Source organism: Paraburkholderia antibiotica, assembly GCF_012927125.1.
GTDB classification, from domain to species: domain Bacteria; phylum Pseudomonadota; class Gammaproteobacteria; order Burkholderiales; family Burkholderiaceae; genus Paraburkholderia; species Paraburkholderia antibiotica.
The window spans coordinates 84,332-99,461 of record NZ_JABBFZ010000003.1 but is presented as its reverse complement, the minus strand read 5'-3'; the positions used below and the strand labels follow the sequence as shown (position 1 = coordinate 99,461).

The 15,130-nt window shown below is 65.4% G+C and carries 12 protein-coding genes; 6 read left to right on the top strand and 6 right to left on the bottom strand.

Features of this window, described 5'->3' with window-relative positions; all coding sequences use genetic code 11:
* Nucleotides 1-37: 37 nt before the first annotated feature.
* Nucleotides 38-2,410, bottom strand: coding sequence for an LPS-assembly protein LptD (locus HHL14_RS07340; protein ID WP_169496932.1), 2,373 nt, complete (start codon nt 2,408-2,410; stop codon nt 38-40).
* Nucleotides 2,411-2,634: 224 nt separating this feature from the next.
* Between HHL14_RS07340 and HHL14_RS07335 the strand changes: the two genes are divergently transcribed.
* Nucleotides 2,635-3,702 (top strand): aminoglycoside phosphotransferase family protein, encoded by a 1,068-nt coding sequence (locus HHL14_RS07335; protein ID WP_169496931.1) that lies wholly within the window; start codon nt 2,635-2,637, stop codon nt 3,700-3,702.
* A 3-nt stretch (nt 3,703-3,705) separates the two neighbouring features.
* The gene (murU, locus tag HHL14_RS07330; RefSeq protein WP_169496930.1) at nt 3,706-4,419 is read left to right on the top strand and encodes an N-acetylmuramate alpha-1-phosphate uridylyltransferase MurU; all 714 of its coding nucleotides are present in this window, start codon (nt 3,706-3,708) and stop codon (nt 4,417-4,419) included.
* Nucleotides 4,420-4,588: 169 nt separating this feature from the next.
* Here murU and HHL14_RS07325 read toward each other — a convergent pair whose 3' ends face one another.
* Nucleotides 4,589-6,496 carry an ABCB family ABC transporter ATP-binding protein/permease gene (locus HHL14_RS07325; protein WP_169496929.1) on the bottom strand — a complete coding sequence of 636 codons (1,908 nt, stop codon included), beginning with the start codon at nt 6,494-6,496 and terminating at the stop codon, nt 4,589-4,591.
* Between the two features lie 17 nt (nt 6,497-6,513).
* Here HHL14_RS07325 and HHL14_RS07320 point away from each other — a divergent pair, with 17 nt between their 5' ends.
* Both HHL14_RS07320 and HHL14_RS07315 read left to right on the top strand, forming a co-directional pair.
* Complete coding sequence (locus HHL14_RS07320; RefSeq protein WP_206002238.1) at nt 6,514-6,768, top strand: hypothetical protein; 255 nt, start codon at nt 6,514-6,516, stop codon at nt 6,766-6,768.
* Nucleotides 6,769-6,804: 36 nt separating this feature from the next.
* Nucleotides 6,805-7,200 (top strand): acyl-CoA thioesterase, encoded by a 396-nt coding sequence (locus HHL14_RS07315; protein ID WP_169496927.1) that lies wholly within the window; start codon nt 6,805-6,807, stop codon nt 7,198-7,200.
* 160 nt (nt 7,201-7,360) lie between these two features.
* Here HHL14_RS07315 and HHL14_RS07310 read toward each other — a convergent pair whose 3' ends face one another.
* The gene (locus tag HHL14_RS07310; RefSeq protein ID WP_169496926.1) at nt 7,361-8,338 is read right to left on the bottom strand and encodes a LysR substrate-binding domain-containing protein; all 978 of its coding nucleotides are present in this window, start codon (nt 8,336-8,338) and stop codon (nt 7,361-7,363) included.
* Nucleotides 8,339-8,496: 158 nt separating this feature from the next.
* Here HHL14_RS07310 and HHL14_RS07305 point away from each other — a divergent pair, with 158 nt between their 5' ends.
* Nucleotides 8,497-9,108, top strand: a complete 612-nt coding sequence (locus tag HHL14_RS07305) for a glutathione S-transferase family protein (protein ID WP_169496925.1) — start codon at nt 8,497-8,499, stop codon at nt 9,106-9,108.
* A gap of 141 nt (nt 9,109-9,249) precedes the next feature.
* On the opposite strand, the gene HHL14_RS07300 is transcribed toward HHL14_RS07305, so the two are convergent.
* Entirely contained in the window at nt 9,250-12,432 is a 3,183-nt protein-coding gene (locus HHL14_RS07300) for a sensor domain-containing protein (protein ID WP_169496924.1), read from the bottom strand.
* A 233-nt stretch (nt 12,433-12,665) separates the two neighbouring features.
* Nucleotides 12,666-13,142: a nitrate reductase associated protein gene (locus tag HHL14_RS07295; RefSeq protein ID WP_169496923.1), complete on the bottom strand. Its 477-nt coding sequence runs from the start codon at nt 13,140-13,142 to the stop codon at nt 12,666-12,668.
* Between the two features lie 136 nt (nt 13,143-13,278).
* Here HHL14_RS07295 and fdhD point away from each other — a divergent pair, with 136 nt between their 5' ends.
* Entirely contained in the window at nt 13,279-14,166 is an 888-nt protein-coding gene (fdhD, locus tag HHL14_RS07290) for a formate dehydrogenase accessory sulfurtransferase FdhD (RefSeq protein ID WP_206002237.1), read from the top strand.
* 151 nt (nt 14,167-14,317) lie between these two features.
* On the opposite strand, the gene HHL14_RS07285 is transcribed toward fdhD, so the two are convergent.
* Nucleotides 14,318-15,088 (bottom strand): enoyl-CoA hydratase, encoded by a 771-nt coding sequence (locus HHL14_RS07285; protein ID WP_169496922.1) that lies wholly within the window; start codon nt 15,086-15,088, stop codon nt 14,318-14,320.
* Nucleotides 15,089-15,130: the final 42 nt, after the last annotated feature.

Below are 15,130 nucleotides of genomic sequence, written 5' to 3'. Positions count from 1 at the left end.
CCCGTCTTTTCGCATGCCATGAATGACCGCGCGAGCGTCATTCGTAGTTGGTGAACCGCGACTCCGGCGGTGGCGGCGGCGGCAACGGTGTATAGCCGGCCACGCTGCTGCGGAATGCGGTCATCAGCCCATTGTCGACGCTCGACAGCCCCTTGAACGTCAACTGCGCCAGAAACCGCGTGCTCGACTGATTCTGCCCCGACGTGTTCAGGCCGTTCGCATAGCGCTGGATGCCGGCGCCGAGCGTCCAGCAGTCCGCGTCGTATTGCAGGCCGACCAGCGCGTCGACGACCCGGTGACCGCCGAGGTCGTAATTGAGGCGGCCCACCCCGAACACCCGGTGCGACAGCGGCCATTGGCCCGAAACCAGCACCTGGTTGATCGGCTGGTTGTCGAGCGTGGTGTTGGCGCGCGTGTAGCGATACCCGACGTTCAGCACCTTGCCGGTCTCGGGACTGAAGCCGAAACCGACGCTGGTCTTCACGAGCTGATTGTTGTCGGCATTATATTGGAACGCCGTTTCCGACGCGAAACCGGCGCCCAGCTTGACCGACGCGCCGACGATCAGGTCCGAATGGGTGGCCTGCGTGCTGGTCTGGCTCGGCAGCAGCGTGACGCGCTGATCCTGGAAGTAGTACTGCTGCGCGATCACGAAACGCGCGCGTTCGTCGCCCGTTGCCGGGTTGATGAAGCGCGTCGTGATGCCGGCGGTCAGACGGTTCGCGTCGGCGATCCGGTCGTTACCGACGAAGGTGTTCGGCGTGAAGATTTCCGCGAGACCGAAGTCGGATTCCGCGGTGTCGAACAGCGGCGCGTTGGCCTGATTGCGGTACGGCGTGTACACGTAGTACAGGCGCGGTTCCAGCGTCTGGATATAGTCCGCGCCGAAAATGCGCACCGAGCGCTCGAAGATCAGCCCGGTGTCGAACGTGAAGGTCGGGATCGACTCGGTGAAATTCTTCTGCGCGTTCGGCACGCCGTTCAGGTCGGTGCCGATGTTGTTCAGGTTGTACGACGCGAAGTGCCATTGCACCTTCGGCGTGACGAAGTAGCCCGGCCCCACCACCGAATACGACAGGTACGGGTTGAACAGCACCCGCTCGCCTTCGCTCACGTCCGCGGTGGTGATGCGGAATCGCGTGTAGTCGGCCTCGGCGCCGAAGTCGAAGCCGCCGATGTTGTACTTCGCGTACTTCACGTTCAACTGTGGCTCGCGGCCGTACGGCGCGACCGACGGTTCGAGCGTCTGCCAGTGCTGCTCGCGCGCGAGCACGGACCACGGTCCGTTGTTGTAGGTCAACCCGGCTTCCTGCTGGTACAGGAGCTGGGTGCCGTTCATGAACTGGTTGACCGACGACGACAGGTCTTCCGGATAGGTGTTATCCGAAACCTTGTTGTAGTAGATGTAGCCGCCGAAGCCGTTGCCGAAGTTCTGGTTGTGCTGGATGTACAGCGCGTAACGGTTGGTCTTCGTCAGGCGATCGTCGGGCAGGAACTCACCGGTGATCGACCCGGAATACGTCGGCGACAGATAGCGGAACGTGCTCTGCAGCTGCACACCGCGCTTCGAGATCAGCCGCGGCGTCACGGTCAGATCGCGGTTCGGCGCGATGTTGAAGTAATACGGTACCGACAACTCGAAGCCGTTGGTCGAGCTCAGCGAGAACGTGGGCGGCAACAGCCCGCTGCGGCGGTCGCCCGACAGCGGGAACGACAGCCACGGCGACGCGAATACCGGCACGCCCTGGAAGAACAGCACGCTGTTGTAGGCGACGCCTTCGTCCGCGCCGGTGTCGAAATCGAACTCGCTGCCCTTGATGTACCAGGCCGGATTGTCCGTGCACGCGCACGCCGTGTAGGTGCCCTGCGTGAACACCGAGCGCTCGGCGTCGAGCAGGTCCACGCGCTGCGCGCTGCCGGAGCCGCCCGTCAGGTTGAAGTGGTACTTCGGCGCGGTCATGAAGCCTTCGGTCGAATCGACGCGCAGATGCGCTTCGGGCCCGATGAAGGTATTGCCGGTGTTGATCACGTGGACATTGCCGTATGCATCGGCCATGTCCGTGTCCTGATCGTAGTGCAGCGCGTCGGCCTTGATCACGGCCGTGTTGTGGCGCACCTCGGCCGAGCCCTTGGCCGCGAGGTCCTGATCGATCGTGCCGCTCGCGTGGTCGCCGAGCACGAAGGTGGCCGGCCGCTGACCGCTTTGCAGCGGATGGTCCTCGAGCTGCGGGGCCATCTGCATGCCCCACGGCGGATCGATCGGTTGCGGCTGCGCAGCTTCCCCCGCCAGCTGGGCGTGCGCAAGCGCGGGCATCAGGCCCGGAACGGCGACGAGCGCCGCGACGAGCCGCCTTTTGCGCGGCACTACTGCACAGGAGGGAGTGATATCGGAAAGCTGTCTGGGCGGCATGTATCGTTTGGCGAATCGACCCGTGCGCAGGCTGCCGTCGTCACGATCCACCGCCTGCACACCGCGACCGTGAGAGTCGGCTGCACATCTGGATTCACCATTTGCCGAGTGCTAAGGCGGGCGGTAAAACGAAACACGCGAAAGCTGGCGTGTGAGTCGCGTCAAAAAAGTCGTGGGGTATTATATGGCAAGACGTTGCCCCCAAGAATTTGCCGCCGGTTTTCATGACGCTGCCCGCCACCCAAGACCACCAAGACTCCCGTCTCTCCCTGCTCAAAGCCTGGCTGCAAGGCCACGCGGCGCATCACGCGCTCGAGCTCGACAGCCTCGTTCCGGCCTCGTCGGACGCCAGTTTCCGCCGTTATTTCCGGCTCGCCGGTAAGGCGGCGCAAGGCAATGGAGCCGCCACGCTGATCGCCGTCGACGCGCCGCCGCCGGAAAAATGCCGCGAATTCGTGCAGGTCGCCGAACTGCTCGGCGCCGCCGGCGTGCACGTGCCGCGCGTGCTCGAAGTCGATTTCGATGCCGGTTTCATGCTCGTCACCGATCTCGGCACCGCGTCGTACCTCGGCGCGCTGACCGACGCGCAGGCCGCGGGCGACACCCGCGCGGCCCGCACACTGATGCGCGACGCACTGGACGCGCTGATCCGCTGGCAGCTCGCATCGCACGAAGACGTGCTGCCGCCGTTCGACGAAGCGTTCCTGCGCCGCGAAATGGAGCTGATGCCCGAGTGGTTCATCGGCCGGCACCTGGGCCGCGAGGTCGACGCCGACACCCGCGCGCTGCTCGAGCGCACCTTCGCGCTGCTGGTCGCGAGCGCGCGCGCGCAGCCGCAGAGCTTCATGCTGCGCGATTTCATGCCGCGCAATCTGATGATCGCCGAGCCCAACCCCGGCGTGCTCGATTTTCAGGACGCGGTGTACGGACCGATCACCTACGACGTCGTGTCGCTGTTGCGCGACGCGTTCCTCAGCTGGGACGAGGAGTTCGAGCTCGACTGCTTCGTGTACTACTGGGAGCGCGCGAAAAAAGCCGGCCTGCCGGTCGACGCCGATTTCGGCGAGTTCTACCGCCAGCTCGAATGGATGGGCCTGCAGCGCCACATCAAGGTGCTGGGCCTGTTCTGCCGGATCAACTACCGCGACGGCAAGGCGCATTACATGAACGACCTGCCGCGCTTCATCGGCTATGCGCGCAAGGTGGCGGAACGTTACGCGCCGCTGCGCGGGTTCGCGAAACTGCTCGACGACCTCGAAGGCCGCGCGCAGGAAGTCGGCTACACCTTCTGACCGATGTCAATGTCCGTAAAGAAAGCGATGATTTTCGCCGCGGGTCGCGGCGAGCGCATGCGTCCGCTGACCGACGCGTGCCCGAAGCCTTTGCTCGAAGTGGGCGGCAAGCCGCTGATCGTGTGGCAGATCGAACGGCTTGCGCGGGCCGGCATCCGCAGCATCGTGATCAATCATGCGTGGCTCGGCGAGCAGTTCGAAGCGGCACTCGGCGACGGCTCGCGCTGGCAGGTCGAGTTGCGCTATTCGCCCGAGCACGAGGCACTGGAAACGGCGGGCGGCATCGCCCAGGCCCTGCCGCTCCTGACCGATAACGGCGCGGATCAGCTCTTCGTCGCAGTGGCCGGCGACGTCTATACCGATTACGACTACGCCGCGCTACACGCGCATGCCGGCCGGCTGGAGGCGCTGCCCGAGCCGGGCATGCATCTGGTGATGGTGCCGAACCCCGCGTTTCACCCGAACGGCGACTTCGGCCTCGCCGACGGCGCGCTTTCGCTCGATACGCAGCCGCGCTTCACGTTCGCGAGCTTCGGGCTCTACGACACGCGGATGTTCCGCGATTTGCCGCGCGGCACGCGGCGCGCGCTGAGCCCGTACTATCGCGAGACGATCGCGCGTGGGCTCGCGAGCGGCGAGCTGTATGAAGGCTTGTGGGAGAACGTCGGTACTCAGGCGCAGCTGGAAGCGCTGGATCGGGTGCTGCGGGCACGCTGAAGCGAAGGTTGAGCCGCGACCCCGGATGCCGGGTCTCGCGGCCTGAGTCTCGATCCTTTCTTGAACCACGGCGGCGCTCAAACGGCCTGCGCCGCATCACGCGCTCTGGCCACCGACTGGCCGGTTAGTGAAGTAGACGGCCCACCTCTTCGCCCGTCTCCGCAGCACATCACTTCGCCGCGCTCTCGCTCGCACCGACCGGCTCCGAGCCGTCCGCACCTTGCGTCGCCTCCGGCGTCTGCGCGGCGCGCTGCTGCAGCGCCCACATCTGCGCGAACAGGCCGTTCGCGCGCAGCAGTTCCGCATGCGTGCCGCGCTCGACGATCCGCCCCTTGTCCATCACGATGATCTGCTGCGCGTGCACGACCGTCGACAGCCGGTGCGCGATGATCAGCGTCGTGCGTTCGCGCGCGATCTGATCGAGCTCGTGCTGGATCGCGCGCTCGGAGCGTGAATCGAGCGCCGAGGTCGCTTCGTCGAATAGCAGGATCGGCGGATTCTTCAGGATGGTCCGCGCGATCGCGACGCGCTGCTTTTCGCCGCCGGAAAGCTTGAGCCCGCGCTCGCCGACCGGCGTGTCATAGCCCTTCGGCAAGCTCTCGATGAACTCGTGAATGTGCGCGGCGCGTGCCGCCGCGATCACTTCGTCGCGCGTCGCCGACGGCCGGCCATACGCGATGTTGTAGTAGATCGAGTCGTTGAACAGCACCGTGTCCTGCGGCACGATGCCGATCGACGCGCGCAGCGAGTCCTGCGTGACGTCGCGAATGTCCTGTCCGTCGATCCGGATCGCGCCGCCCGTCGCGCGGTCGAGATCGTAGAAGCGGAACAGCAACCGCGCGAGCGTCGACTTGCCGGAGCCGCTATGCCCGACCACCGCGGTCGTCGTGCCGGCCGCGATCGTGAAGCTGACGTCGTGCAGAATCTGCCGCGACGGCTCGTACGCGAAGCTCACGTTATCGAAACGCACCTGCGCGCCACTCACCCGCAAAGCCACCGCATCCAGTGCGTCGGGCACCTCCTGCGGCGCGCCGAGCAGCGAGAACATGCGGTCCATGTCGGTGAGGCTCTGCTTCAGCTCGCGATACACGACGCCGAGAAAATTCAGCGGGATATACAGCTGCAGCATGAACGTGTTGATCAGCACCAGATCGCCGAGCGTCAGACGTCCGGCCATCACGCCTTGCGTCGCGCGCCACAGAATGAACACGAGCCCCGTGCCGATGATCGCCTGCTGACCGAAGTTCAGCGCCGACAGCGAACGCTGCGACTTGATCGCCGCCGTACGATAGCGCTTCAGGTTTTCGTCGTAGCGGCTCGCCTCCCACTCCTCGTTGCCGAAGTACTTGACGGTCTCGTAGTTGAGCAGCGAGTCGATCGCGCGCGAATTCGCCTTCGAATCGAGCTCGTTCATCGTGCGACGAAAATGCGTGCGCCACTCGGTGACCTTCACCGTGAACACGATGTACACCGCGAGCGCGACGAACGTGACGATCGCGTAATAGGCCTCGTATTTGACGACGAAAAAGCCGAGCACGAGGCCGACTTCGACGAGCGTCGGCAGGATGCTGTAGAGCGAATACGAAATCAGTTGCGTGATGCCGCGCGTGCCACGTTCGATGTCGCGCGACATGCCGCCCGTCTGCCGCTCCAGATGAAAGCGCAGCGACAGCCCGTGCAGATGACGGAACACCTTCAGCGCGAGCTGGCGCACCGCGCTTTCGGTCACCTTCGAAAACAGGATTTCGCGCAGCTCGGTGAAAAGCGACGTGGACAGCCGCACCACCGCATACGCGACCACCAGCAAACCGACGCCGCCGAGCAGCACGATGCCGGGCGCGTCGTGCGCGCGGCCGAGCGCGGTCAGATGCTGCACGGACGCGAGGCTGTCGACGATACGCTTCATCACGATCGGCACGCCGAGATTGGCGACCTTCGCGCCAATCAGGCAACTGAGCGCGAAGCCGACGCGCCATTTATAGGTGGCCAGATACGGCAGCAGCGACAAGATGGTCTGCCAGTCGTTGCGGGGCTGGGTGGAAATCGGCGAGGGTTCGGACGGAAGAGCGCGGCGCATGGGTCGTGGGGGAGAGTGTGGAATTGCCGGAGTTCGCAGCGGCGCATGGCGGCTCGGGCGGCCTCGATGACCCGCGCGTGCTGCCCGGCCCGATGGCCCTGACGGCGCGCGGGTCGCGCTTCGCTGGGCGCTTTCCCGTACAATTCCTGATCTTTGTATTGTCGCAGAAGCCGGCTGGCGCCGCTTTCCATGGACCGCACAGCCGGGCACGCGGCGCCTCGACGGTCGAGCCGGTCCAGCCAATACGTAACCGCTACGAAATCAATACGTAATCAATACGCGTGACCGCGTTTCCCAAGGATGTCCCGATGACCGATCTTCTTCAACTTCCGTCCAAACCCTGCGCGCTACGCGTGATGCCGCAGCCGTCGGACGCGAACATCCACGGCGACGTATTCGGCGGCTGGATCATGGCGCAGGTCGACATTGCCGGCTCGATCCCGGCAAGCCGCCGCGCCAACGGCCGTGTCGCGACCATCGCGGTCAACTCGTTTCTGTTCAAGCAACCGGTGTTTGTCGGCGATCTGCTGAGCTTTTACGCGGACATCGTCAAGACCGGCAATACCTCGGTGACGGTGTCGGTCGAGGTCTACGCGCAGCGGATGAGCCTCACGCAGGAAGTCGTCAAGGTCACCGAAGCGATCCTCACCTACGTCGCCACCGACAGCGACCGTCGTCCGCGCGCGCTGCCAGTGCTGGACTAACCCGCTCAACGGCATCCGCACGATGAAAACGAGGCGCTCAGGCGCCTCGTTTTGCTTTTGAGGCTGGTTTGAGTCTGGCTGAAACGCGCGTTTAACGCCTGGTTTGTAACGCGCACACGACCGGACCGAATGCGCCTTCAGCCGCGCATGCGTGCACAGGTCATGTAGCGCTCCGGCTTGCGGCTCCGGCCTCGCCGCGACCAGCCTTGCCGCCACTGCCGCCGCTGTTGCCACTGCCGCTCTCGCGCAAATAAACGTCCACCTCCGCTTCGAGCCACTGCGCGAAATGCGCCTGGCGCGCGTTGAGCATTTCGCGCTGCTGCCACACGAGCCAGTAGGAAAAACGGTACGGCACGCGAATCCCGGTGATCTGCACCAGCGCACCCTGTGCGAGCGCATGCGCGACCAGGCTGCGCCTCTCCAGCGCGATCCCTTGACCGAGCAGTGCCGCGCCGATCACGACGTTCGAATCGTTCGCGGACAACACCACCGCTTCGGCCGGCGGCGGCGCCACCTGCACGGCCTGACACCAGTCGGCCCACGGCGCGTCGGGGCTCGAAATCAACGGACAGGCAAGCACCTCCTCCGCGGTGACCGGCACGCGCCCATGCGGCCCAAGCGCGAAATGCGGCGCGGCGACCACCACCATCTCGTCGTCGAACAGTTTCTGTTGCGCGACATCGGGCCAATGCCCCTGCCCCATGCGAATACCGATGTCGCTGCCGCTCTGGCGGAAATCCTCGACCTGCAAACTCGTCACGAGGCGTACGCGATAGTACGGATGCGCGTCGCGAAAGCGCGCGAGCCGTGGCAGGAGCCAGTGCTGCGCGAACGACGGCACGGTCGCGACGACCAGCTCGCCCTCGTGCGGACGCGCCTGCGCACGGCGCGTCGCGCTGGCCAGCTCGCTCAGCGCAATGCGTACGTCGAGCGCGTACAGGCGCCCTTCGTCGGTCAGCCGTAAGCCACGCGACTCGCGCACGAACAGCGCGACGCCCATCGTGCCTTCGAGCACCTTGATCTGCTGGCTCACGGCCGAGTGCGTGATGTGCAGCTCGCGCGCAGCCTGCGTGACGCCGCCGAGGCGCGCGACGGCCTCGAAGCAGCGCAGCGCGGTAAGAGGCGGGATCGGCTTCATGTTAGAAATTCTGACGTATTTCGTCGGTAATTGTCGCTTTTTTCGCGCGACCGGAATGCGTAGTCTATCGGTACGGCGCCGCCCGTCGCCCCTGCACGGGAAACGAACCGGCCAGCCGGCGCCGGCGCTCACTGGTAGCTCTTCTAACGGAAAATGCGATGAAACTGATTGGAATGCTCGACTCGCCCTACGTGCGGCGCGTCGCCATCTGCATGAAGCTGCTCAAGCTCGACTTCGCGCACGAGTCGATTTCGGTGTTCCGCACCTACGACCAGTTCGCGAAGCTCAACCCGGTCGTCAAGGCGCCGACGTTCGTCACCGACAACGGCACGGTCCTGATGGATTCGACGGTGATCCTGCAGTATCTGGCGACGCTCACCGACGCCACGCCGCTCTTTCCCACCCAGCCCGACGCGACGTTGCGCGCCGCGCGCCTGACCGGCCTCGCGCTCGCCGCGAGCGAAAAGAGCGTGCAGATCGTCTACGAGCGCAATCTGCGGCCGGCCGACAAGCAGCACGAACCGTGGATCGAGCGGGTTAGCACGCAAGTGCTCGCCGCTTACGCCGAACTCGAACGCGAACTGAGCGCCGCGCCGCCGCCCACCCGCCAGGAACAGTTCACCGCAGCAGACGTGGCGGTTGCCGTCGCGTGGCGCTTCACGCACATGATGCTGCCGGAGCTGGTCAGCAGAGCCGCGCATCCGCAGCTGGAGAAGTTTGGTGCGCTCGCGGAAAGCCTGCCGGTGTTCGCGGACACGCCGCCGGAATAAGCGGCGCTCAACCCACGCCGTGGCGATGCCGAGGTGAAACAGGGCGCCGCGTGGCGCCCTGTCGGGTGACGCGTCGGCATGGCCTGTCCGAAGCCGGTACTTGCAGCAGGTGCCTCGCCCATCATGCGTCGGGCGTCCCGCTTACGCCGTTTCCAGCTCCCGCACCATGCCGCCGTGCAGCAACTCGGAAATCGCGTCCGTCGAGAGCGGCTTCGCGAAATAGAAACCCTGCATCTCGTCGCACGCGCGCTCCTTCAGGAAGTCGAGCTGCGCCGACGTCTCGACGCCCTCGGCGATCACCTGCAATTTCAACGAATGCGCGAGCGCGATGATCGCCGACGTGATCGTCTCGTCGTCGCCCGACACGCCGATGTCCGACACGAACGAGCGGTCGATCTTCAGCCGGTCGACCGGGAAGCGCTTCAGATAGCTGAGGCTCGAATAGCCGGTGCCGAAGTCGTCGATTGCGAGACCGATGCCGAGCGCGTGCAGCTCGTTGAGCATCGACACGGCCTCCTCAGCGTTGCGCATGATCGTGCTCTCGGTCAATTCGAGTTCGAGGTATTTCGGCTCGAGCCCGGTTTCGGCCAGCACCTGCGTCACGAGCTTCGCGATGTCGCGCTGCTGGAACACCCGCGCCGACAGATTCACCGACACGCGCGCGGGCGGCAGCCCCTGATCCTGCCACGCCTTGTTCTGGCGGCATGCCTCGCGCAGCACCCACTCGGACAGCGGCCCGATCAGCCCGCTTTCCTCCGCGAGCGGAATGAACGACGACGGCGGCACCAGCCCGACCTCCGGATCCAGCCAGCGCACCAGCGCCTCGATACCGACGATCTGGCCGCTGCCGATATCGACCTGCGGCTGATAGTGCAGCAGGAATTCGTTGTCGCGCAGCGCGCGGCGCAGGCGTCGTTCGAGATTCAGGCGCGCGCCCGCGCTCGCGTTCATCTCCGGCTGATAGAACTGGAACGTGTTGCGGCCCATGTCCTTCGCGCGATACATCGCGACGTCGGCCTTCTTCATCAGCGTTTCGGCATCCTCACCGTCCTGCGGGAACAGGCTCGCACCCATGCTGCAGCCGACATACAGTTCGTTGCCGTCGAGCCACACCGGCTCCGCAATCGACGCGCGCACGCGCTCCATCCATGCGATCAGCGATTGTTCGTCGACGGTGTCGGTCATCACGATCACGAACTCGTCGCCGCCGTGGCGCGCGACCGTATCGCTGGTGCGCGAGCAGCGTGCGAGCCGCTCGGCGACCACGCTGAGCAGCCGGTCGCCGACGCTATGGCCGAGGCTGTCGTTGACGTTCTTGAAGCCGTCGAGATCGAGGAACACGACCGCGACGCCGCTGTGATGCCGCTGCGCGACGACGAGCGCATGTTCGAGCCGGTCGCGCAGCAGATTGCGGTTCGGCAGGCGGGTCAACTCGTCGTAGTTGGCCTGGTATTCGAGCTGTTCCTGATAGCGGATCAGCTCGGTCACGTCGTTGATCACGCCGATGTGATGCGTGATCACGCCCTCGGCATTCGGCACCGGCGCGATGAACAGCTGGTTCCAGAACAGCGCGCCGTCCTTGCGATAGTTGCGCACCACCGCGCTGACCTCGCGATTCGCCGCGAGCGCTGCGCGGATCAGCGCAACGCCGTCCTGATCGCGGTCGTCGCGTTGCAGCACGCGGCAATCGTGGCCGATCACTTCGGCCGGATCGTAGCCGGTGATCCGCATGAACGCCGGGTTCACGTACTCGATCAGATTACCCGACGGCGACGGCGCGGTAATCAGGATCGCGTTGACACTCGCGTCGAGCGCGCGGCTTTGCAGGCGCAGCGCGAGATCGGCGCGCTTGCGCTCGGTGATGTCGGTGTACGAGCCGAGCACGCCGATCACCTGCCCGTCGTTGTCGGTGAACGGTAGCTTGCTCGTGACGGTGGTGCGATGCGTGCCGTCGATCAGGAAGTCGACCTCGAAGTTCATCTTCGGCACGCCGGTGCTCACGACTTCGCGATCGTGCTCGGTCAGCAGTTCGGAGAACGCGCGCCACGGCAATTCGGCGTCGCTCTTGCCGACCACCTGCTCGGGATAGGCTAGCCCCGCGTCGCGCGCGAACGCCATGTTGCAGCCGAGGTAGCGCGAGTTCAGGTCCTTCCAGAAGATCCGCTGCGGGATGTTGTCGATCACCGCTTCGAGCATCTGGTTCGAGCGCAGCGCTTCGGCTTCCGCGTTGATCTGGTCGGTCACGTCGTCGGCGATCACGAAGAGCGCTTCGCAACCGACGAAATTGAGCGAGTGATACGACACGTTCGCGCTGATGATCGAGCCGTCCTTGCGCCGATGCCGCCAGATGCCCGCCATCGTGTGCCCCTGGCGCAGCGCGGCGCTGCGTTGCAGATGCGTTTCGAGACGCCCGATCTCGGCGCTCGGCCGGATCGCGCGGATCGTCATGTTCAGAAATTCGCTTTCCGTGTAGCCGTATTGCTGGATCGCGGCCGCGTTGACGGCGAGAAAGCGCAGCGTGTCGCGATCGAAGATGTACATCGGCACCGAATGATCGTCGAACAGGCTGCGAAAGCGTTCGTCGTTGCGCACCAGGGCGCGGGCGCTACGCAGCTTTTCCCGCGCGCTGTTTTCGCGCGCGCCGAACGTCAGCATCAGCAGCGTGCTGCCGGTCAGCATCGACACGATCAGCACGAACATCGCGCGCTGGCTGTCGCTCGCCGAGGCCGCGAGCGAGCTCTGCAGCGAGCGGTTTTCCTCGGCGCGCAACGCGGCCAGCGCGACGCCGACGCGTTCGAGCGCCGCGGCGAGGCGGGGGTGAGCGGGGGCGGTGTCGAGGGAGCGGTCGACGGAGGGGTCGAGCTGGATGTGGGTGGGTGCGTCGGCGGATACGTTGGCAGGCGCGGGTGCCTGGGAGGGTGCGGGGATGTCGCTCGCGTTTTTCTGCAGCGTGTCGTCGATGTCGTTCTGCAACGCGTGCCGTGCCGCGCTGAGTCTCGCGAGCGCGCCGGCCATGTGCGGCTCGCTCGCGAGTTCGTCGCGCAACGCGTGCTCGCGGCTCGCGAGCGGTTTCGTCATCGAAGCGGCCTCGTCGGGCGAGACCGGCTGGCCCGACGCCTTCAGACCGCGCAGCGCGGCAAACGCATTATCGAGCGCGGCGCGATACGCATCGAGATTCTGGCGCACGCTCGTCGAGTGCCGCAGACGCGCATCGGCGTCGCGTTGACCGCGAATCTGCGTGTACGCGACGAACGCGTTCGCACCGACCGCGACGACCACGACCGCGATATTGATCAGCAGCCGCTTCGATAAGAAAGGATTCATGGATTCCGAACGTCAATCGTTCCGAGGGCGGGAGCGCGCGTTCGCTTTCGGTGCGTCGTGGCTGCATCGATGCGATTCTTTTACGCGCCAACCTTTGGATATCGGCAGCGTTCGGGAGCGGGTTGAGGGTCGCGGTGAAAAATTTTGTGAAGAATGGCAAGCGGGTGGCTACGCGCGTGGCTGACCTTGGCTTAGCCGGCCGCGTCTAGCCGGCCGCACCTAGCCGGCCGCACCTAGCCGGCCGCTCCAAACTCCTTCATCGCCGGGACGAAGTCGTGGTTCGCTTCCGGCTTGCGCGACAGCTTCGCGAGCACATAGCGCTTGAACGGTTCGAGCTCGGCCCAACGCGCGACACTCGGCACGGCGAGACCCGCGAGCCCAGCCTGATGCGCGACACCCTCCGGCACACTGTCGGTACGACGCCACGCCGGCGATTCTTCAGGCGAGAACCACTCCGGCTCGACGTTCGCGTGCGTGCGCAGCATTTCGAACAACGCGTGATCGAAATTCGGCTCGATCTGGGTGTCTTCGTCGACCGGGAAACGCGCGAGCAGCTTGCGGTCTTCGAGCGGCAGTTGCTGCCACTGCACGAGCGAGATGCGCAGTCCGAAGCGGTCGAGATTGAAGCGCACCGACATCGGGATATAGGTGAAATTCTCCGAAGACGCGACTTCGAAGTCGAACAGAAGCGGTGCTTCGTTGAGTCCCATGACCAGGCTCCTTCTCTCTAACGGACAGCGTGCGGGCGTCGCTTGAGGTATTTTAGAACCTTATTCGCGCGACGTCGGCCCGCTGCGCAAGGCGGACGGATGCCCAAACGCGCGGCACGAAGAGGAGTGAAGCAGCTTGAACGAACAGCAAAACGGGCCACGCAGCGGTCGCGCCGACGCCCCCGCCGTCGCCCACGACCCGGACGGGCAAGCCGGCGCGGTGCAGCTCGAGGTGCGCCGCCATCGCGGCGCGTCGGTCGAAACCGCCACCGATCACGTCGGCCAGGAGTGGCCGGTCGCGCTCGTCTTCAACGGCATCTCGCACGCGGTGATGATGTGCACGCCGCGCGATCTCGAAGCGTTCGCGGTCGGCTTCGCGATTTCAGAGGGCATCGTCGAGCGCGGCAGCGACATTCAGGACATCGAGGTCGAGTTGCACGACCACGGCGAGCTGCCGCATGCCGAGGTGCAATTGCAGGTCGTGCAGCAGGCGTTCGTCGGGCTGAAGGAAAAGCGTCGCGCGCTCGCCGGGCGCACCGGCTGCGGCGTGTGCGGAATCGAAAGCATCGATCTGCTCGATCTGAAACCACAGCGCGTGCCCGACACCGGCTTTTTGCAGCGCCTCGCGCCCGATGCGATCGCGCGCGCCGCGCGTGCGTTGCCCGAGCATCAGGCGCTCACGCGTTTGACGGGCGGCCTGCACGCGGCCGCCTGGTGCGATGCGCAAGGCGCGATCCGCTACGCGTTCGAGGACGTCGGCCGTCATAACGCGCTCGATAAACTGATCGGCCAACTGGTGCTCGCTCGCGCCGATACGCGCGACGGTTTCGTGTTCCTGTCGAGCCGCGCGAGCTACGAGCTGGTGCGCAAGGCCGCGCGTGTGGACATACCGATGGTCGCGACGATTTCGGCGCCGTCGTCGCTGGCGATCGCGATTGCGCGCGAGGCCGGCGTGCGGCTCGTGAGCTTCTGCCGCGAAGGCAGCTACGTCGATTACGACACGTGGCAGCCGCAGCAAAGCTGAACGGCTGAGTGGCTGAACGTCTAACCACAGGCGCTGCGCCAAAACAAAAGCGGCGGCGCCTCTAGCGGTCAAACCGCCAGGACACCGCCGCCGTCGATCGTTCGGTGATGCGTTGCCGGGAACCCGCACTCAGCACCCGGCACTCAGCACATCAATCGAACTGCCGGAAATCCGGCTTGCGCTTCTCGAAGAACGCCTTGAACGCCTCGCGCGCTTCGGGCGCGAGCAGCATCTTGCCGAAGTGCACCGCCTCCTCGGCCATCTGCGTCTGCAGTTCCTGCTGGCTCGCCTGCTTCATCAGCTTCTTCGTCACCCGCAGCGACGACGCCGGCAACGCCGCCAGTTTGGCCGCCTGCGCCGCCGCGAATGCCTCGACCTCACCGGCCGGCAGCACGCGATTCACGATACCCATCCGGTACGCTTCCGCCGCGTCGAACGCCTCGCCGAGCAGCAGCTTTTCGGCTGCCGCCTGATAGCCGGCCACGCGCTGCAGCAGCAGACTCGACGCCGCCTCCGGGCACAGTCCGAGTTGCGTGAACGGCAGCGAGAAGCTCGCCGTGTCGGCCGCGTAGACCAGATCGCAATGCAGCAGCAGCGTCGTGCCGATGCCGACCGCCGGCCCCGCAACCGCCGCGACGACCGGCTTTTCCGCCGAACTGATCGCGCGCAGGAACTGGAACACCGGCGCGTTCTCGCCACCCGGCGGCGTCTTCATGAAATCGTCGAGATCGTTGCCGGCGCTGAAAATACCCGCGCTACCGCGAATCAGGATCGCGCGCACCGAATTGTCGCGCTGCGCTTCGACGAGCGCGTCGGCCATCGTCTGATACATCGCGGCGGTGATCGCGTTCTTCCGGCCGGGCCGGTTGAAGGCAATCGTCAGCACCGCGTCGGCGCGCTCGACCAGAATATCCGTCGTCATCCCGTTCATCTCCTTTGGCTCCTGCTGAATGTCAAAACGGTT